The sequence below is a fragment of the Xanthovirga aplysinae genome (assembly GCF_009711365.1).
Classification (GTDB): Bacteria; Bacteroidota; Bacteroidia; order Cytophagales; family Cyclobacteriaceae; genus Xanthovirga; species Xanthovirga aplysinae.
On record NZ_SMMB01001300.1, the window covers coordinates 18,750 to 38,405 of the forward strand.

Below are 19,656 nucleotides of genomic sequence, written 5' to 3' on the forward strand. Positions count from 1 at the left end.
TGAGTAAACATTTATTAATATAAACAATTTTAAATTCTAATGGATTTTACAAAACAAGAGCAAATGCCCAAATAAATTGCTTCTTCTGAAATTTCCCCTCTTTTAACATTTTCAAAGAGTTCAAGCAATAGATTAAATCACCGAAAAAATGAAATTCTATTTCAACTTTTTACTACTATCTTTTCCTGAAAATCAGTTTTTCAAGTCCTTTTCTAAACGGGAAACCTTTTTATCAATACTTACTGTGTATACCGTTACTCCTAAAAAAATAGTGACCATTATCGCCACCAAAACATAAATTTTCCCGTCTTCACGAAATTGGTCAGCCATTTCAACTTTTGGTGCTGACTCCTCATTAATCATTGAAGAGGCACTTTGTTGAGCAAAACCATTCAGACTTAGAAATAAGAAACAAATTAATAATAAATTCTTCATCTCAATTATGCAGTTTCATTCATTTGATTTTGTAAATCTCTTATCCGTACTCTTATACTACTGAACCAAACCCCCATAAGTGTCCAACCAATGACCGCTGGGTAAAATACCAAGCGCAACCTATTGTCTAAGTCATAGGCATTAAAGCCTGGATTCCCTCCATTTCCTGGATGTAAAGAGTCTGTCAACCTTGGTAAAATAAATAATAAAGGAATAAGAGTTGCGAAAGCGAAAATATTATAAACAGCACTAATCCGTGCTTTTTTTTGCTCGTCTTCAAGGGAGTTTCTCAACACAAAGTAGGCAAAATAAATCAGTAAACCGATTGCTGCTCCATTTTGCTTGGGATCGTTGCTCCAATAGTCTCCCCAAGTAAACTTAGCCCAGACCATTCCTGTCAGAATACCTAAAACACCAAAAACAACCCCTGAATTAGCAAATTCTACCGCTCTCACATCATGTTGAAGATTATTAGAAGACAGGTATTTAATGGAGTAGAAAACCGAAACACTCAAGAGGAAAATCATCCCAAACCACATTGGAACGTGAAAAAACAATGCCCTTATGGTCTCATTTAAAATGGCTAAACGCGGCACTTCTATTAATAAGCCTCCAATAATGGAATAAAGAAGGATTAAAATTGCTAAGGCTTTCCACCAGTTTTTTTTCAAGTCCATCATGATCCTATAGGGCCCTCTACTTTTGGTCTTTTTCACAAAAGTTAACCCGATTTTTCTATCTTTATTTATCAGAAAGGTATAACGAAAGTTTAACCTTACTGTTTTATTTTTAAAGGTATTTTCTAAAGAAATTCTCCTAACTTCTCCATAAAAAGGGAAATAGCAACAAGGAAACACTAATTACTATGACATTTATTGCCAATAAGGTCAATATTTCATTATAACTAATTCCTCTGTCTAAGCCATCAATAGCATTTTTTGACACCTTAATCAACATCAATAAAAGAGGCACCATCACCGGAAAGCTCAAAATCGCCATTAAAGTGCTATTATTCCCGGCTTTCGAGGCAATACTGGAAACCATAGTCAAAGTAGATGCAAAACTTAAGGCACCCAAAAATATATTTGTAATAAAAAGCCATTGATCCTGCACAGGATTACCAAGAACCAATGCATATACACCATAACCAGCAGCAGCTAAAAGCGCCATCAAAACTGAGTTGTATACTATTTTGGATAAAATAACGGCCTGTGGACTAACCAAAGAGTAATAATAAAGGTACCGCCCTTCACGCTCCTGCATAAAACTCTTGGCCACGGCATTAACAGCGGCAAAAAGCATAATAATCCAAAACAAAGCATTCCAGGTAATGGGATTCAGTTGGGCCCCTCTCAGATTAAAACTAAGGTAACAAACAAAAATAGTACTCCCCACATAGAGCAGCATACCATTTAAGGCATACCTCTGCCGCCATTCCAACAGAACCTCCTTCTTAAAAAGTACTTGAATTTCTTTTAGTAGCATCTTAAAAAATTCTGCTGCAAAGGTAGCATGAAAAGCTAGTTTCACAAAAATTTATCCCAACCCCCAACACATTTCGAAAATTCCCCTCTTAACCACTTATAATATAAATCACCTAAAAATAGATAACTAAAAAATCAAAAAAAATCTAAAAAAGTTTCTATAACTTGACCAAACTAATTCTACCAATAATTAAATCATATACAGATTGTTTTCGTTTTCCAATATATTTTTACTATTTTTATACTTAAAACGGTTATTTATTAGGGAAGGAAATTCAAAGGAAATAGACCTTTTTTTATAAAAATTTAAACCCTTTCAAGAACTTATAACACTTACCCCTAATATAATTCCTTTGATCACATTAATTTTAATTATCCCGACTAAAGCATTACTTTAGCGGAAAAGATGAGGTTTTTATTTTGGTGTGTGTAACCTCAGCTGTCAATCTTTATTAATTGGTGTATAATAGTGTGTGTTAATTTTGTGTTTTTTAAACCAGTGAAATTTGGATATTTTTTAAAGAAATGTATAAAAAAACAATAACCGTTCAGGTATGTGACCCTGAGATGCTAGTATACCTGAACCACGGAGGGCCACTTATAAAGACGCACGTTATGGATAATCTTTATCTTTTTGAAGATGAAGAGAATCCTTCAGCTTCCCCCTTTTACCTGCATGTAGCCTTTGAAGGAGGAGAGATCATTCGTTGGCAGGGAAAATCTTCCAATTGCGATTATCAAATTGAGCTTTTAGATATTCGTCCAGTTCCGGGCATAAAGCAAAATCCTTTATTTGAATTGCAAAAGGACGGAAAGTATATAAAAAGGGATAAGCATGGAAACCTATTGATGAGGTCAGTTTCAGCTTCACAATTACCAGATAATTCCTCTTTTCAATACCGATGTTATTTTAATGTCATAGATTCTTTTAGCCATGCTCCGGTAAACAGCATGCCTTATTTCTATGACCCCTATATAATTCTAATGAAAAAAAAATCTTTCTCGGGGGAGAAGAAGAATAAAGATTCAGAAAATCATTTTTCTGTAGCTTAGACAACTGTCTAGGCTCAATAACTGCCGGATTTTTAGGACTGGGAAAACTTAATTTAGAAATAGCTTTCTCAAAACCGTAACTCAGGTTTATGACAACCTTAGATTGTTACTTACTTTTCCATACTTTAGATTTTTTCCGTCCCGGCAGTTATTTTTCATCCTCCCTCCACAAAAAAAACTTGCCCCCACAATAAAAAATAATGGAACGCACCCACCGTGGTTGGCATTTATGCATTTATTGAGTCTGTTTTTAGTTGTTTTTTAGTGGTTTTTCCGTTCCTCATCAACTTTACTCTTCTATATTTACTACCAAAATATTATCATTTTACACCGCTAGCTTAGAAAATTAATAAAATCATAATATTATCACAGATATTTTTAAATCAATAAAACTATAAAATTACCAACAAAAACTTTCACTAATACAATAATTACTACTATTATTGATCAATATATTTGCTTCATAATACCAATTTTAATTAAAATACGCAGATTTATATTTTATAAAAATTTAATATTTTATTGAAAATTAATGAGTATAAGGCTTAAATTTACCTACTATAATATATAAATTAAATAATTTTTCCCAACTTAAATTATTTGAAAATGTCAAAATTAACCGACACCATCGAAAACCCTTGCTCTATAGCTGATGAACCAACCACTCATGAGATTTTTATTAAAGTCGAAAATGTCCTTGAACTGATTGAAAATCACCCCAATGGAGCAGCTTTAACCAATGAAGAAGCAGAAAAGTATATCAAAATGAATAATGGCTCCTTTAACCTGATTACCAAGGCGTATCCTGATGACATTTTAGTCTGGAGAGAGGATACCAGCAATTTACCAGAGAATTATACCTTTGAAGTAGACAGCATTGCTCCTTTAAGCCCGGGTAAAAGCGAGGTGCTTACCGTACATAATAAAAAAAGGTTTTATTTCATAGATGAAGAGGGGGATATTTGTATGAAGATCAGCCCCAAAGTTCCTTCTGGAACCACTAATGTAAAATACAATGGGGTAATTCTTCTTACCGATCCAGATGGGGAAAGCAGATTGTATTCCTGGGATCCAGGTATCGATGTACATAGCAAAGATTCCCCTGGTGGTCAATAACGCTTTGCCAGGTAATCCTTTACCATTTTTAGTAAGCACAATGTGTGAATTAATTACCAAAGGTGCTTTTTAAATAATCATTTATATTCATTTAAAGGCTCCTTTGGATTAAATTGGCTTTATCACATATTTCTATGAAAAACTTCAGCCTAAATTCCCATGCTATTACAATATATTTTGTTTTCATTCTGTGGGCCTTTTCGTTTAATGCCTCCTCTCAGAACATCAATACAATAGATAGTTTGATACAACTATCTGTTTTTGAAAAAAATGATTCTGTAAAACAGCAATTAAATTATGAAATAGCCAAAAAATTAAACAACGGCACACAATCCCTTCAATACTCTAAGAAAGCTTTGGAATTAGCCAAAAAATTGGGTAACAAAATTGAAATTGCACACTCCAACGTAGAATTAGCAAATGATTATAGAAGAATTGGAGATTTAACAAAAGCAATTGACGCCGTGTTTATTGCTGCCAAAATATTCCAAGAAGTAGAAAACTTCCGAGGATTAGGTGCTGCTTACAATCAAATTGGCATGCTTTATTGGAACCAAAAAAACTACCCTTTAGCAATTCAGTATGGAAAAGAAGCAATTGAAGTAGATGAAAAACTTGGAAATCCTCAGGTTTTGGGAAATGATTACTTAAATTTAGGTGAAGCTTTTCGACTCCAGGGAAATTTAAAAGAAGCGACTCATCACTTTGAAAAAGCCCTCCAACTTTACACAAAAGCTGATTTCCAGATGGGTATTGCATACGCCCTTGGAAATTTAGGTCTGGTTTATGCCACTCAAAATGAAGAAGAAAAAGCAGAAAAAGAATTAGCTAAAGCTACAAAAGTATTAACCCAACTCGGCGACTTCTATCCCATAGCAATTTTTAATATTGAAATGGGGAAAGTTGCTTTAGAAAATAACAACCAACGAAAAGCACTAAAATACACCCAAAAGGGGTACGAAATCGCTGTGTTTGAAGGGCTTAAACAACAAATACAAGATGCCTCTGAGCTCCTTTACCAAATTCATGAAGAGTTAGGCCATACCAAAGAGGCACTTCATTTTGTAAAACAATATTATGCCTATAAAGACAGTCTTGTGAATGAGGAGACCATTCAAAAAATGGCTGATTTAAGAACAGAATTTGAAATATCCAAAAAGCAAGAAGAAGTAGAAGTTTTAGAAGCCTCAAATAAAAGAAGGTTCTATGCCAATATAATTTTGGCAGCCGTACTTCTTATCATAGGAATTTTGTCATTTTCGCTTTATTTGGTATATCGGCGCCAAAAAAGAATTAATCGTTTGCTAGAATTGCAAAGCCAGCAGTTAGAGGCCAATAAAGCCATCATTGAAAATTCCCTAAAGGAAAAAGAAGCACTTTTGAAGGAAATCCACCATCGGGTAAAAAACAACCTGCAAATCATTTCCAGTTTGTTGAATTTGCAAGCCAATAAATTTGAAAGTCAATTGATGGTGGAGGCTTTTCAGGAAGGTCAAAACCGAATTCAATCTATAGCATTGATCCACCAAAAGCTTTATCAAAGGGAAGATTTAGCTTATATCGCTTTTCAGGAATATCTAGACCAACTTTCTGAATCCGTTCTGTCCAGTATGGCTGTCCCTGAAAAAAAAATTTCAACCCAAATTGAAGCAGGGGAAGTGGTAATGGATATGGATACGGCTGTCCCACTGGGATTAATTGTAAATGAACTTCTGACCAATTCAGTTAAATATGCTTTTAAGAACCAGGAAAATGGAAATATAGCTATCTGTATTGAATTACAGGAAAACAACAACTATCGCCTTCATTATAAAGATGACGGCTGTGGTCTACCCGATAACTTTACCACCGAAAGTTCTTCTTCCCTAGGCTTAAAGTTAGTTAAAATATTAACAAGACAGTTATCCGGAAATTTCGACTATTATAATGAAAAAGGAGCAAATTTTGTCATTACCTTTCATAATGGTATACAACATAAAAAGATCGCCTAATGGAAAATTTAAAGGTACTTATTGTAGAAGATGAGTTAATCATTGCAGAAGACATGCAAATGATGCTGGAGCAATTAGGATACTCGGTAACGGGCATTGCTATCAGTTATACAGAAGCCATAAAAATCTTGGAATTCGAGCTTCCCGATATCGTTATGGTGGATATCAACCTAAAGGGAAAAGAAACAGGGATTGATTTGGCTCGAACCATCAACGAAAGATTTGAAATCCCATTTATCTTTATTACTTCCAATATGGATAGAATGACCATTGATGAAGCCAAACTAACTCAGCCCTCTTCCTATCTTTTAAAACCTTTTAAAGCCCAACATCTTTACGCAGCCATAGAAGTGGCCTTGTCTAACACTAGTGAAGGTCAAAAACAAGAAAATAAAGAGCCGGATGAAAATGCGCATTTAATTAAAGACAGCTTATTTGTCAAAAAGAATCATCATTTTGTAAAAATTAAAATTGAGGATATCTATTACATTAAGGCAGATGGCAATTACCTGGAAATAATTTGTGAGGAGGAAAAATTTCTAATTCGTTCCACTTTAAAGAATTTCATGAACCGTCTTCCTGTTTCTGATTTTTTCCAAACACATAAGTCCTATATCGTAAACTTAAACTTTGTAGAAGCCCTTTCCTCTAATTATGTACTGATACTAGAAGAGGAAGTCCCACTATCAAGAAATAGTCGGGAAATGCTTTTAGAAAGAACTCAACGGTTTTCTTAAAAAGAACCTTTTCTTTATATATTTCCCTATTCTAAAGAATTTTGTATTCTTTAGGTAAAACAGAATTAAACGATTTTTTACAAAACATGAAAAAACTTTACTATAGCTTATTCATCTTTAGCTTAATCGCCTGCTCGAACACAATTGTTTTCTCCCAGTCAACATCAATGAATCAGGAGGTAGAAAGTAACGGCCACAAAAAGCTTTTAGGCCCTATTAACCGCCAAGGATTAACTAAAGAACCCTACTCCAGTTGGTTTAACAATAGCTCCGAAAATTATACCGTCAAAGAAGATCCCTTAAAGGACATTAATGCCAAAGATTTAAAAGACTTAAAAATACAAGCCTTTATGGGCACCTGGTGTGGGGATAGTAAAAGGGGGATCCCCAAATTCTATAAGACCTTAGATGCCCTGAATTTTCCGGAAGGAAAGTTAGAGGTAATAGCAGTGGACAATGGCCCCACCGCTTATAAACAAAGTCCCAGCCATGAGGAAGATGGGCTTGGTATTCACCGGGTACCAATGATCATTATCTATAAAAAAGGAAAAGAAATTGGTCGAATAGCCGAATCTCCAGTAAAGTCTTGGGAAGAAGATATCGCAACCATTATTAAAGGAGGATCTTATAACCCTAACTACAAAGTAGCCTATGAAATCTATTTAAGCCTTAAAAAAAAGGGAGCCAAATGGGTAGAAAAAAAGGCTTCAACTCTAGCCGAAAAGTATAAAGAAGAGGTAGAAAGCCGTTACGAACTGAACACTTATGGACGCGTATTATTAGCTGATGGAAAAACTGAAGAAGCTATCGCTGTTTACAAAGTGAACAGCCTGATTTTTCCTGACTGGCCGGAAGCTTCAAAACAACTGGAAAGGGCCTACGAAAAGTCATCTAAGAATTAAGGTGGTTTGAATCAAGATTAAGTGGAATTAAGCATAATGGGATTAAAAAAACTGAAATATTTACAGAGAAAAATATCTCCAATTCTATTTTATTATTGAAATTCCCAGAGCGAAAAGCTGCATTCCCGGTTCATTATGAGTGTAAAATCAAATTGATTGGAAGCGGAAAAAACCAATTATAATCAAGAACTTCCTGACAATGAAGTTTGTCTAAAGGGCCTAAATCTCTTTTAGAGATTTTAATTGTATTAGATATACGCAAAAAATTTGCGTATATCTTTTTTTGTACCAGAGCTATTCTTTTCCCCGACTAACGGTTAAAACAAATGAACTTAAAAAGCAAAAATCATTAAGTGCAGGTGCAATATTTTAATTTTAAAACCTTTCCTAAAGAAGCCCTATTTCGTAGAGAATTCTTCCTGTTTTTTTTATTTTTAAATATTCCTTCCAGGAGAATTGAACGTTTTTCCCCTTTATCCGAGTATTTGGGATTTCTTTAGAAATTATGAACTCTAGTTTCCTTCCTGATAAAGCAAACTCATTAATCAAAATTCTTAATTAATAGTTGGTAAACTACTTTTCAAAACAAATGAAAAAGGCAGTTTTATTATTACTTCTATTTAATTTACTTCGTGTATTGCTGATACCCTTTATGGGTGCCATGCCGCAAGATGCTTATTACCATTTCTATGGAGAACACCTTTCACTTTCATACTTCGATCACCCCCCGATGATTGCTTATACCTTAAGGGGATTTACTGAGATTTTTGGAAAAAAAGCCTATGCCCTAAAGCTTGCAGATTTTGTACTGATGTTTTTAACGCAAATTTCCTTCTATTATCTGGCAAGTTTATTTTTAAAAGGGAAAAAGAAATTTAATGCCCTCCTACTTTTGGGAAGCAGCGGCCTTGTATTAGTCCTTTCCATTAATTCTACCCCTGATGTTCCTTTATTTTTCTTCTGGACTTTAACGCTGATTGCCCTTTACAAAGCCATCTTTGAGGGTAAGAAATTCTATTGGATTTTGACCGGCACCTTAATGGGATTTTCATTCGACAGCAAATATACTGGTATTGGCCTTCAACTAGGCATGATTGCTTTTCTCATTCTATCTAAAAAAAATCGTAAATACTTGTTAACTCCCTGGCCCTACCTTTGTTTAATTACGGCCCACATTTTCATGTTACCAGTTTACATCTGGAATTTTAATAATGATTTTGTATCCTTTCTTTTCCAATCCTCCCAGAGAGCAGAATCTATGAGAAAGCTTGTTCCCAAATACTTTTTCGGATTATTAGGAACACAAATCCTCTTATTAACACCCATTCTCTTTTTTGTTCTTTCGTTAATCAGCTTTAAATATATTTTTCACACGCTTAAAAGAAAGTTCAACATAGATCAACCCATTCTATTTTTGTTATGCTTTTTTCTTCCGATGTTTCTTGGGTTCTTTGCCATTTCGTTGATCTCTTGGGTAAAATTAAACTGGATAATGCCGGCCTATATCAGTGGAATTATATTTGTTGCTTATTTTATTAAAGAAAAAGCCATCAAAGCCACACTTATATTTTCCTTTATTGTCCACCTGGCTCTCATGGTGCAGGTACTTTTTTATCCAATTAAAGTGAAAAGCAATGATACTTGGTATGGTTGGGACCAATTAGCAACTGAAGTCAAAAAAATAAAGACAGCACATCCAAACAGTTTTATTTTCTCTGATAATGATTATAAAACTTCCGCAGAGTTAATTTTCCACTTAAATGAAAAGGTCTATGCAGGGAATATTATAGGAAAACCAGCCAAACAATTCGATTATATTGGAGATGACCTAAGTCTTCTAGCCGGAAAAAATGCTTTGTATATTGATGCCAGGCCTTACTTTAAGAATGAAATGAAGGGAAATAGGCTTCCCCATGACTTGAAGCCCTATTTTGAAGAAGTGAGGGAATTGGAGCCTATTCTGATCAAAAAAGGAGAAAAAACTGTTCGGAAGTTCTTGGTTTACTATTGTAAGAATTATCACCCCAATAATGCAGTAAAAGCCAAGTTCCATACTGAATAAAAGAGAGGGAAATAAGATTTTAAAATTAAAAAGAGGCCTACCCATTAGCATTGTCAATAGATAGTTCTTAATACTTAATTCCCTCCTATAATATCGCTTTTGCTAACCAGAGATATTCTTTCAAAAAATCATCCATTAACTGAGAATAATTGTCATCCGTCAACTTTCCACCCTCAAATAGTTTTTGAACAAGGGGAGTCAGTAGAAGTATGGGGGAGACAATTCCCCTAAGTGTCAAAGCATAGTGCTGAAGACTTTTGGCAGCACTTATGCCACCCAATTTACCGGCAGAAACGGTAACTATTCCAAAGGCTTTTCGGGCGTATTCCGGATAAAAATAGTCCATGGTATTTTTTAAAGCTCCTGAAAAATTATTGTTATATTCCGGTGAAACAATAATGAAACCATTAGATGAATTTAAATTCTCCCTCAATTCTACCATTTTTAGATCAGGATTAGGATGATCAGAAAAAGTATAATTCAGTAAAGGCAAATTAAGCTGCTTTACATCCATCATCCAGGCTTCGATCCCCTTTTGCTGCAATCTTTTTAGTATTTCTTCCGCCACCAGATGGGAAAGCCTTTTCGGACGAGCACTTCCCGAAATCACCGCGACCTTCATTTAAATAATTTTAAAGAATATAGGAGGAATTATCAATTTATGATTGGGAACTACGATTTTTAAGTTAAGCCATAAGAAAAACATATTTCATTGCCACTATTGCCTAATTATCTCTATTACCCAAAAACAGTCTTAACCCTTAATTGTTCGCCTTGCTGCTTCCCTTTAACTTCTTCACTGCATTAGAATATCCTTGTAACCGAAAAAGTTGAATGCTATAAAAGATGTATTTTACAATAATTATTCTCTATTATTGCAATCTTAGCCTTTTAAAAAGCTATTTTCTCCGAATGAAAAAGGCAATCAAACTTTTAGCTTTAGTTTACAAAAGACAGCAAAAGGAGATCTAATAGATCAACCTTAAAAATAAACTTGATAACGAAAGAATTAATTGGGATAAGCCTAATTGGAAAATAGAGAACTTAATAAAGCTCAATCTTCACTTTTTGGCCTTTGAATTCTCGTTTCCCCAATTTCTAATTGTTAATTACTTAACTAATGGGAAAAAATCTAGCCGCATTAGATCACTATATTCAATTTTGTAATGGAGGCTCATGCAAGAAAAAAGGGGCCGAGGAGCTTACCCAGGAAATGAGAGCCAATCTTCGTTCACAAGGTCTTTTCCATAAAGTACATACAATGAAAACGCTTTGTATGGGAAGATGTGAGGATGCTCCTGTACTCATTATGCAACCCGACAATGTTTGGTATAAAAATGTCTGTCTGGAAAAGGGAGAAGAAATTATTGAGCAGCATGTAAAAAATAGGAATGTAATTGAAAACCATCTGCTTTTTAAAAATGGGGCACACAAGGTTTTATCTGAAAATGAAAGAAAAGGCCCTACCCCTGCCAAATTTATCAAAGCCTTGGACCATGACCTAGGGCTTGTCGAAATAGCCCAGGCTACTGCTTCTGAGCAAGAACTCTATCCTATGCTGAAAGATCTTTTCATCAAATTCCACAAAGAGATATCAATCCATTTCTCCATATCAAAAACCGATGGAATTAAACTTACAAGACCGGCCAAATTCGATTACCACCGACCATTCTTATCTATTCAAAACCCTGAGTTCAACTTATCTCTCATTATTGCTCCACTGCCTAAAACGGAAGATAATAAAAAACTATTGCCAGAAAGAATAGGTAATGTAGAAGTATTTCGAAAGCTAAATACTCAAGAAAAACCCTACAAATGGGGCATCCGAATGAAGGATAAAAAAGATGAATTAAAACTACTGATTTATTGCGAAGACCCCTCCTTTAAAATTAACCAAAGCGAAATTAGCTGCTGGCAACATTTTGTTAAAATTTACCTGGATTTATAATTTGCTATAAAAGATTCAGCCTTTTAAAAGGATTTTTTTTCCTATACAATCATTTTTTAACAACCACAAGTATTTTTGAAATCCCGTTAAAAGGACATTCAAGTTTATACACCCAATACTTGTTTTAAGTCCTCTAGCTCACTTTTAATCGATTTTAACTGTTTATCAAAAGATTCATCAAAATGAATAACCATCTCAACAGCATCTTTATTTGTTATTTTGAATGCCAATGAATCAATAACAATCTTTTGAATGTCAGCAAGTAGTATGGTCTCTACAGGTAGCTCTTTCTTATTTCTAAATTTAATTTCCTTTTCGGACAATTGGATAAATGGGGCTTTAGTATGTTCCCAAAGTAAGAAGAAGAAAGGCAGTAACAAGGCCAATTGCAAACCTAAATCACCCCAGTCCCCCGGAAATTCACTATAATTAAAAGTTCCCCAAATAATTCTTCCAATATTTGAAATTAACACCAATGCAAGGCTAGTATAGCAAGCTGCAAACACCATGGTTCGAAAATTGGTTTCTATCATGCCAGATTTACTCAATAAAAAACGTGATTTCTTCATAATTAAAATGATTATCCAATTACTAACGCATCAAACTACACATCAAGAACTTTACCTTGTTTTAAAACCTCTTTATCTTTTTTATCGCCAAGCAAATACCCAATAGCCATTCCCAAGGAAAGACCATTACCCATGAAAGCAGCATTTCCCGTGAATAGCCATATTAAAACCTAAAAAGGCAAACCAATAAGGCTCCTCCCATATACCATCCATTCGGAAGCAAAATGTCCTTTGGGAATCAAACCAAATTCCTTTTTTAAATATTTTAACAGTTTTCTAGCCTTATTACTAATCTTTAAGGATTTTACATTTTTAAGGTTTAAAACCACCAACAATTCTTCCAGAATACTTTGTATCTGAAGCTTCAATGGAATTCCCCTATCCTCCAATTGAATTAATAACTTAATGAAGACTTCAGCATTAAACCTCCTACTTTTATTCTTTTCTCCTTGAAGAAAATGTTCTAATTGTTGTATATATTCTTTGTAAGTATTCATTTCTTAAACTGAAAGGCTAAGACGGAACTAATTCTCTTTGTTTTGAGACTGTAACTCCATATTATTTAAAAACTTCAACCATTAATGAGTTATAAAAACTAATTCTCACTTTTTAATTCTGCTGCCATTTCAGAAATCTCCTTAATATGCTTCCCGTACATTTTATTAAAAACCCAACGCACGAAAAAGATAGTCGAAATTACAGCCATCAATAAAAACACGACCAAACCGATAAATACCCAGGGAAATTTATCTGCCAGCTCAAGAAATTTAGGAAGAAACTCTGCTGGCTTAGAATAAACCGCACTTGCCCCTAACATAAACCCAATCATATATAGGGGTAGGAAAAAAAGGACCATAAATCTTATTGAACGATTCCTTAATTTTTTTAGAAAAATATTTAGCTTGTTCAATCCACTCAAAATATCACTAGTTCCTTGAAGGGCCTTCTTTTCTTTTGTTATCAATAAAAAGGCTGTTATTCCAAAATAAACTGCAATCACAGCATAACATGACATAAATAATGTCATCCACCTATAGGGTTGAAATGTTGTGGCCCAAATCAATAGAGGATATAAAGGGATACTTGCAATCAAATCATATTTTAAATTCCTCAATACCTTGTCCAAGGGTGTATAAGCCTTCTCTTTCACAATTTTTTGCAGCTCCTTTTCACTTAGCAAAGTAGGCTCAATAGTATGGGCTTCCTGCCAAATTTTTTGTAATGGGTCTTTATCCTGCATGATCGTAATCCTTTATTATCTTTCTTAATTTATCTTTTACCCGGCTCATTTTTACACGAGCATTTACTGCTGAAATCCCTAAAATCTCTGATATTTCCTTAAAATCTTTCCCCTCTAAATACATTACTGCAATAGCCCTTTCTATCTTTTTAAGCTTTTTGATGGCTTGCATGAGCATGGTATATTGATCAGGCATAGTTGACTCTGAAGTACAATGCCTATCCTCCAAGTAGGCCAATTCTTTGGCAGCTTCCATAGTTTTCCCTTTTCGGGTAGACTTTTTAAAATGCGTAAGGGCCGTGTTTAGCGCCACCCGGTACATCCAGGTACTGATTGCCGAATCTCCACGATAGGATTGCATAGATTTCCAGATCTGTATCGCAATTTCTTGGTAAAGATCCTTTCGATCCTCTTCATCCTCAGTGTAGGTATTGCATATCTTTATCAATAAGCCCTGATTTTGCTCCAGTAGTGATTTAAATTGTTTCTCAGAATCCTTCAATGAATCAAAATTTATCTATGTACAATTAGTATTGTCCATCATAAATATGTTACATTTTTTTTAAAATTATTTTTACCAAAAAACCATTTCCTCCTAGTCACCAAAAATATATTTTTCAATTTCTTTACATATAAATGGATATCCTCGACTATTTAAACCTTATCTCTACCCTTTTCACCCATTATCTTTCCTTGAAAAATTATTCAGTTAACGGTTTGATCAAATCATACAAAGCAAATAAAATCCATAAAATGCACAAAACAAGCTAACAACATGAAGCCCAAGTACTTTTAGTTAAAAAAAACAAAAAAATTAATCATGAATCCCCTTAACTTAACCATTAAACAATTTGAACTGAATATCATGGCAAAAATGTTAGCTTTTTTTGCTCATCATGAGGCCTATCATATTGGCCAAATGGGCATTATCCGTAAATACTTTGGAGAGGCTGCTATGGAGTATGGAAAGTGAATAGTGAATAGTGAATAGTTAAAAAGGAAATATGAACACCTCAATTAAAGTTAGAGGAATCTTTTGAAAGAAGACTATAGCTGATCGCTCCCCCGCTTAACCCTTTCCAATTAACTATCAAACTTTTTACTATCTTTGATTAAAAAATATTGGTTTCACACGTTTAAGAATTGAATTGCAGGAATTAAAAACCTTTTTCCTAAGTCTAAGCTTATGGTTTGTATTTACCGTTTTAGTAGGTTTTTACAAACCATGGATTGTGCTTTGGTGGGCTAGCTATCAAAATCGTAAACGTATTTTAAAAATCTATGGTAGCTTGGCACTTGCCTCCTATTTACTTTATTTACTTACTAGTTACTTATTCAAAAGCTGACTTTCTTACAGATTAACAAAAGATGTTTATTATTTAAATCAGTGGTAGCTAATATGTAAGTGTCCCCTCCCTCTTTAATCCCTGTTTTCTTTCGAATTTCTTTTACTGTGGCTGGAAAATTTCTAACCGTAATATTGGCCTTTTTTTGGGGCAAATGTCTTAAAATTTCTTTTTTGCTGTAACTACATTGAGATTCACATTTAAAAATTCTTCCAGGAAAATCAGGCACTAAGCTTTCAGAGGTATATAAATGACTATTGGGATTCAATTTGTTAACTCCAAAGCTTTTTGTAAGGACCTTAAATGCCCCCGCCTTTAAAATGGCCACATTAGGTTCATAGATATAAGTTGCTGGATTGCCATAGGACACCTCCACATGGATTTCTTCTTGAGGGTCAAAAATAAGATATTGCTTCGAACTCCTTCCAAAGTTTATGGTTTCAATAGTTGGGGTTCTTTTTTCCTTTTTACTCAATAAATACAGTACTTCCTTGCACTCATTATCTACAGCCACAACAAACACCTTCTCCACATTACCTAAATCCCTTATTGCTTGAGAAATATCCAGCATTGGGGAGGTTTTCACTAACACCTTTTCGGCCTTTTCCAAAAGATCTGCACCCATCTTACCCACATCAGGCTCACAATCCGAAATAAAAAATACTTTCTCCTGATGTTTTCCTCTACGAGCCGGATCTAAATAAATCACATCCACTTTCTCCTTTAGCGCCTCCAGGAATTTTTCTGCTTGTTCATGATGCAAACGGACATTGGTAGCCTGCAATTGCTGCATATTGTGGTTAGTAATGGCAGCTAATTCTTTTTGCCTCTCCACATAATCCACTTGATCGAATACTTTGCTAAAGTAATAAACATCCACTCCAGCTCCTCCTGTTAGGTCAATCAGCCTTTTCCCAGAAACTAATGAGGCCTTAAAATGGGCAGTAATTTCCGAAGAGCACTGCTCCATAGATAAAGAAGGAGGAAAGATAAGCCCATCATTTGCAGCCCATTCGGGTAGCTTATTCCGAGCTTTTTGCCGGGCCTGAATCTGCTCCACTACCATTTTCATAGGGATATCAGGGTATTTGTTGACCTGAAGCATTAGGTTAACAGGATCATCTTTTAAATGATCCCTAATAAATTCCTTAACTTCCTTTCTCAGAACCTGATTAAAAAATTCACTCATAAAAGAATAATAACGATCCGCTTACAACAAAAAAGGATTAGGTAGTTAAAATTCAAAAGATTGCATTTAATCTAATTTGAATTTTAACTACCCAATCCTTTAAAGGAATTTCCTGCTTAACCTTTCCCAAAAGGAAACAGGTAATACTATCTTCCAATTTATTCAGCTACGGCTACCAGTACCTTTTCTTTTAAATACTCGGCAATCTGTACGGCATTGGTTGCAGCCCCTTTCCTTAGGTTATCCGCAACCACCCACATATTCAAAGTATTTGGCTGGCTGTCATCTCTTCTCAGACGCCCAACAAATACTTCATCTTTTCTATGTGCATTCATTGGCATAGGATAAATATTATTTGAAGGGTCATCCTCAACAATGATTCCTTTGGTTGCATCTAAAATTTCTCTCACTTCAGCCAGGTCAAAATCATGCTCAAACTCTGCATTAATGGCTTCAGAGTGTCCTCCCATTACTGGAATACGTACAGCAGTAGGACTAACTAAGATGGTTCCATCCCCTAAGATCTTTTGTGTCTCATTCACCATCTTCATTTCTTCCTTGGTGTAACCATTATCCATAAAGACATCGATATGAGGCAAGACATTCAGATCAATTTTATAAGGGTACACTTTCTCTGTCTCCTTCCCTGCACGCTCATTCATAAGCTGGTCCACGGCGGCTTTTCCCGTACCAGTTACCGACTGATAAGTGGAAACCACAACCCTTTTTAGCTTATATTTTTTATGTAAAGGAGCCAAAGCCAACACCATCTGAATGGTGGAACAATTTGGGTTAGCAATGATTTTATCTTCCGCAGTTAGGCTTTCTGCATTAATTTCTGGCACAATCAGTTTATGGTCTGGGCTCATTCTCCAAGCAGAAGAATTATCTACCACCGTAATACCTGCCTCAGCAAATTTTGGTGCCCACTCCAGAGAAGTACCTCCTCCGGCAGAAAAAATGGCCACATCCGGTTTGGCAGCTATCGCCTCTTCCATTCCAATTACCGTATAGGTTTTCTTCTGATAATCCACCTTCTTACCAACCGAACGTGATGATGCCACCAACATCAGTTCATCATACTTAAAGGCTCTTTCAGCCAGAATGTTCAGAATCTCGCCACCCACTAAACCAGTAGCACCTACAACAGCAATTTTCATAATTTCTACATTTTTTTGAATTTAGAAGCGCAATTTATAAAATATTCTTAAGTCCTTAACAATGAGTAAGGAAAGAATCTTAAAATTTTTCCATTAGAAACGAGAACAAAAGTCTTTTATTTGCGGCATTTTCTTCCATAAGCAATATTTATCAAAAAATCACCACTTTTACTTTGGCTAAATACTATATTTTCTAATAGAAATTAGTCGCTTTTATGAAACACTCCATCTTAATAAACTTAATTTATCCATCCACTATTTGATATCTTCAATTAAGTTATTCTAAACTCATCATTCCCGATTTATATTTATCTCCTCCAATGTTAAAACCCTTTATTCTTATTTTTTTCCTTTTACAAATCCCCTTATTTGCTAAGGGCCAAATCAGCATTTTGCCTTACGAACAGGGATTTGAAGATACGTTAACAACGGGCACCAATGTAACATTTTTACCCTTTTGGAATGGAAATGAAGTCCAAGCCAGTAGCCGAATTCATCAATCGGATAAAGCCCGAAGTGGGAATTTTGCCTTAGGAATTATACCTACCTCCAGTTTTCAGGCTGAAATTACCATTACTCTTGATTTAGCCAATTACTCTGGTGCCATTTTGGAGTTTTATGCCTATAGCGAAAAAAATGGAACTACAGACAGTAATAGGCCGGCCTTGCTTTCTTTTGCCACCTCCCTGGACGGAGGTCAAAACTTTAATTATCAACAACAAATTGGGGATAACAACAGCTTTCCAAACGATAATTCCACAACCTACTCTCCTTACCATTACCAATTGCCCTCAGAAGCAGGCAATCAAGCCAATGTTCAAGTGCTAATTCGAGTGGAACGGGGAGAAGGAAGTGGCTCAACAGCTCTTCTGCTAATAGATGATTTCCAAATATCCCCCAAAGAACCTGTCTTTGGGGTAGACTCAGTTCTGGTAAAAGACGCCAAACAGGTTGAGGTATTTTTTAACCAAAAGCTTGATGTTCCTTCTTCGGAGGATATCTCTAATTATTGGATAAATAATGAAATAGGCAACCCTGAGGAAGCCATCCTTGAGACAGAAACTCCAAACAAAGTAACTTTACTTCTAGGTCCGTCGCTAGCCAACAATAATTACGAACTACAAATTAAGGGTATATACAACCAGCAAAAGGATGAAAAGATTGATAGCCTAAGCCTTTCTTTTCCTTATGTAACCCCAACAGAATGGCAGGCCATTGTTATCAATGAAATATTTGCCGACCCAACAGGGGATTACCCACCTGATTCTACCGTTCTACCAACAGGTACCTCTGATGAATTTGTAGAACTTTTTAATGCATCAAATCAAGCCATCAACTTGGAAGACTTCCAACTTTCGGGTGGAAATATACCTTCCTACAATTTAGCACCTGGGAAATATGTGATCCTTTGCTCTACTTCCAAGACTGAGCTTTTTGAACCTTTTGGAGAGGTGGTTGGTGTTTTTTCGTGGAACACCCTTCAAAATGCCGGTGAATTAATAACGCTTACAGATAATACCGGACATTTTATAGACAGTGTACATTATGAAATTACCTGGTATTCAAATGAAGAAAAAGCAAATGGGGGCTGGAGTCTGGAACAAATCAACCCTTTCCTTCCTTGTGAAAAACCTGAAAACTGGCAGGCTTCTATCTCCAAAACCGGTGCTACGCCTGGTGCAATAAATTCCATTTATGAAGATAGTGGAGATGCTATTCCTCCCTTGGCTGATAGTCTTTTTTTCAAAAGCTCGACAGAGCTTACTTTAGAATTCAATGAGCCCATGGATAAAAATAGTCTTATGAATGGACACTATCTCCTGGATCCGACTATAATTATAAAAGAGACTACAACAACCCACCCTTTTACTGCGGTTCAACTTTCCCTTCAAAATAGTTTGGAGGAAAACCAAAGGTATGAATTAGAGATAAAGGACCTAAAAGATTGTAGTGGGAACTTGCTAAACGACACTACCCTATCTTTCATATATGACGAAAACCCACCAGTTGTTGAAAAAATTACTCCATTAAATCAAAATATCATCCGAATCTTATTCTCAGAAAAGATTAATGGCTCAACTACTTTAAATGAGGAAAACTACACCCTAACTCCAGATAAGATTTTGGATGAAATATTTTTTTCTCCTGATGCCCCTAATCAAATTGAAATATCTTTCAAACATTATTTTACTGAAAATGAAAACTATTTGCTTTCGGTAAAAGAAATTGAAGATGTTTTCCAAAACAAAATAGATTCCACTGCTATCTCATTTAGTTTCTACAATGAAGTAGACACCGCTATAGTTTCTTCTGCTAATTTGCTTACTCTTTATCTAAAAACAACACCTTCTGATTCTTCAGCGCTCCAAACAAAAAACTATATAATGGATGAAAAAGAATTTCCACAAACTGTTTTTAGAGATG

19 protein-coding genes are annotated in these 19,656 nt (G+C 35.1%); 9 read left to right on the forward strand and 10 right to left on the reverse strand.

Going from position 1 to position 19,656, the window contains the following annotated elements:
• Positions 1-192: 192 nt before the first annotated feature.
• The 3 genes from E1171_RS22770 to E1171_RS22780 form a co-directional block, all read right to left on the reverse strand.
• Positions 193-435 (reverse strand): CcmD family protein, encoded by a 243-nt coding sequence (locus E1171_RS22770; RefSeq protein ID WP_155208415.1) that lies wholly within the window; start codon positions 433-435, stop codon positions 193-195.
• Positions 436-440: 5 nt separating this feature from the next.
• Positions 441-1,106 (reverse strand): cytochrome c biogenesis protein CcsA, encoded by a 666-nt coding sequence (gene ccsA / locus E1171_RS22775; protein WP_155208457.1) that lies wholly within the window; start codon positions 1,104-1,106, stop codon positions 441-443.
• A gap of 145 nt (positions 1,107-1,251) precedes the next feature.
• Positions 1,252-1,920, reverse strand: a complete 669-nt coding sequence (locus tag E1171_RS22780; protein ID WP_155208459.1) for a heme exporter protein CcmB — start codon at positions 1,918-1,920, stop codon at positions 1,252-1,254.
• Between the two features lie 524 nt (positions 1,921-2,444).
• Between E1171_RS22780 and E1171_RS22785 the strand changes: the two genes are divergently transcribed.
• From E1171_RS22785 to E1171_RS22810, 6 genes are all read left to right on the forward strand, one after another.
• Complete coding sequence (locus E1171_RS22785; protein ID WP_155208417.1) at positions 2,445-2,972, forward strand: hypothetical protein; 528 nt, start codon at positions 2,445-2,447, stop codon at positions 2,970-2,972.
• A gap of 606 nt (positions 2,973-3,578) precedes the next feature.
• A complete protein-coding gene (locus tag E1171_RS22790; protein WP_155208418.1) occupies positions 3,579-4,088 on the forward strand; it encodes a hypothetical protein in 510 nt (169 codons plus the stop codon).
• A 134-nt stretch (positions 4,089-4,222) separates the two neighbouring features.
• On the forward strand, positions 4,223-6,079 hold the full coding sequence (locus E1171_RS22795) for a histidine kinase dimerization/phosphoacceptor domain -containing protein (protein ID WP_155208420.1): 1,857 nt from the start codon (positions 4,223-4,225) through the stop codon (positions 6,077-6,079).
• Positions 6,079-6,816 carry a LytR/AlgR family response regulator transcription factor gene (locus tag E1171_RS22800; RefSeq protein ID WP_155208422.1) on the forward strand — a complete coding sequence of 246 codons (738 nt, stop codon included), beginning with the start codon at positions 6,079-6,081 and terminating at the stop codon, positions 6,814-6,816. Before E1171_RS22795 ends, E1171_RS22800 begins: the two co-directional genes overlap by 1 nt.
• A gap of 86 nt (positions 6,817-6,902) precedes the next feature.
• Entirely contained in the window at positions 6,903-7,718 is an 816-nt protein-coding gene (locus E1171_RS22805) for a thioredoxin family protein (protein ID WP_155208424.1), read from the forward strand.
• A 589-nt stretch (positions 7,719-8,307) separates the two neighbouring features.
• Entirely contained in the window at positions 8,308-9,780 is a 1,473-nt protein-coding gene (locus E1171_RS22810) for a glycosyltransferase family 39 protein (protein ID WP_155208426.1), read from the forward strand.
• Positions 9,781-9,865: 85 nt separating this feature from the next.
• On the opposite strand, the gene E1171_RS22815 is transcribed toward E1171_RS22810, so the two are convergent.
• Entirely contained in the window at positions 9,866-10,402 is a 537-nt protein-coding gene (locus E1171_RS22815) for an NADPH-dependent FMN reductase (RefSeq protein WP_155208428.1), read from the reverse strand.
• A gap of 498 nt (positions 10,403-10,900) precedes the next feature.
• Between E1171_RS22815 and E1171_RS22820 the strand changes: the two genes are divergently transcribed.
• Positions 10,901-11,728 carry a (2Fe-2S) ferredoxin domain-containing protein gene (locus E1171_RS22820; RefSeq protein ID WP_155208429.1) on the forward strand — a complete coding sequence of 276 codons (828 nt, stop codon included), beginning with the start codon at positions 10,901-10,903 and terminating at the stop codon, positions 11,726-11,728.
• 104 nt (positions 11,729-11,832) lie between these two features.
• Here the strand turns inward: E1171_RS22820 and E1171_RS22825 are convergent, their stop codons facing one another.
• The 4 genes from E1171_RS22825 to E1171_RS22840 form a co-directional block, all read right to left on the reverse strand.
• Positions 11,833-12,297, reverse strand: coding sequence for a hypothetical protein (locus tag E1171_RS22825; RefSeq protein WP_155208431.1), 465 nt, complete (start codon positions 12,295-12,297; stop codon positions 11,833-11,835).
• Positions 12,298-12,467: 170 nt separating this feature from the next.
• The gene (locus E1171_RS22830) at positions 12,468-12,794 is read right to left on the reverse strand and encodes a hypothetical protein (RefSeq protein ID WP_155208433.1); all 327 of its coding nucleotides are present in this window, start codon (positions 12,792-12,794) and stop codon (positions 12,468-12,470) included.
• 98 nt (positions 12,795-12,892) lie between these two features.
• Positions 12,893-13,537 (reverse strand): MFS transporter, encoded by a 645-nt coding sequence (locus E1171_RS22835; protein WP_155208434.1) that lies wholly within the window; start codon positions 13,535-13,537, stop codon positions 12,893-12,895.
• The gene (locus tag E1171_RS22840) at positions 13,527-14,039 is read right to left on the reverse strand and encodes an RNA polymerase sigma factor (protein ID WP_155208445.1); all 513 of its coding nucleotides are present in this window, start codon (positions 14,037-14,039) and stop codon (positions 13,527-13,529) included. The genes E1171_RS22835 and E1171_RS22840 overlap by 11 nt, the downstream gene beginning before the upstream one ends.
• A gap of 318 nt (positions 14,040-14,357) precedes the next feature.
• Between E1171_RS22840 and E1171_RS22845 the strand changes: the two genes are divergently transcribed.
• Complete coding sequence (locus E1171_RS22845; RefSeq protein WP_155208447.1) at positions 14,358-14,510, forward strand: hypothetical protein; 153 nt, start codon at positions 14,358-14,360, stop codon at positions 14,508-14,510.
• A gap of 362 nt (positions 14,511-14,872) precedes the next feature.
• On the opposite strand, the gene E1171_RS22850 is transcribed toward E1171_RS22845, so the two are convergent.
• Both E1171_RS22850 and E1171_RS22855 read right to left on the reverse strand, forming a co-directional pair.
• Entirely contained in the window at positions 14,873-16,072 is a 1,200-nt protein-coding gene (locus E1171_RS22850) for a class I SAM-dependent methyltransferase (protein ID WP_155208449.1), read from the reverse strand.
• A 158-nt stretch (positions 16,073-16,230) separates the two neighbouring features.
• A complete protein-coding gene (locus E1171_RS22855; RefSeq protein ID WP_155208451.1) occupies positions 16,231-17,232 on the reverse strand; it encodes an aspartate-semialdehyde dehydrogenase in 1,002 nt (333 codons plus the stop codon).
• A gap of 392 nt (positions 17,233-17,624) precedes the next feature.
• Here E1171_RS22855 and E1171_RS22860 point away from each other — a divergent pair.
• A partial coding sequence (locus tag E1171_RS22860; protein WP_187696597.1) for a lamin tail domain-containing protein occupies positions 17,625-19,656 on the forward strand: 2,032 nt, incomplete at its 3' end.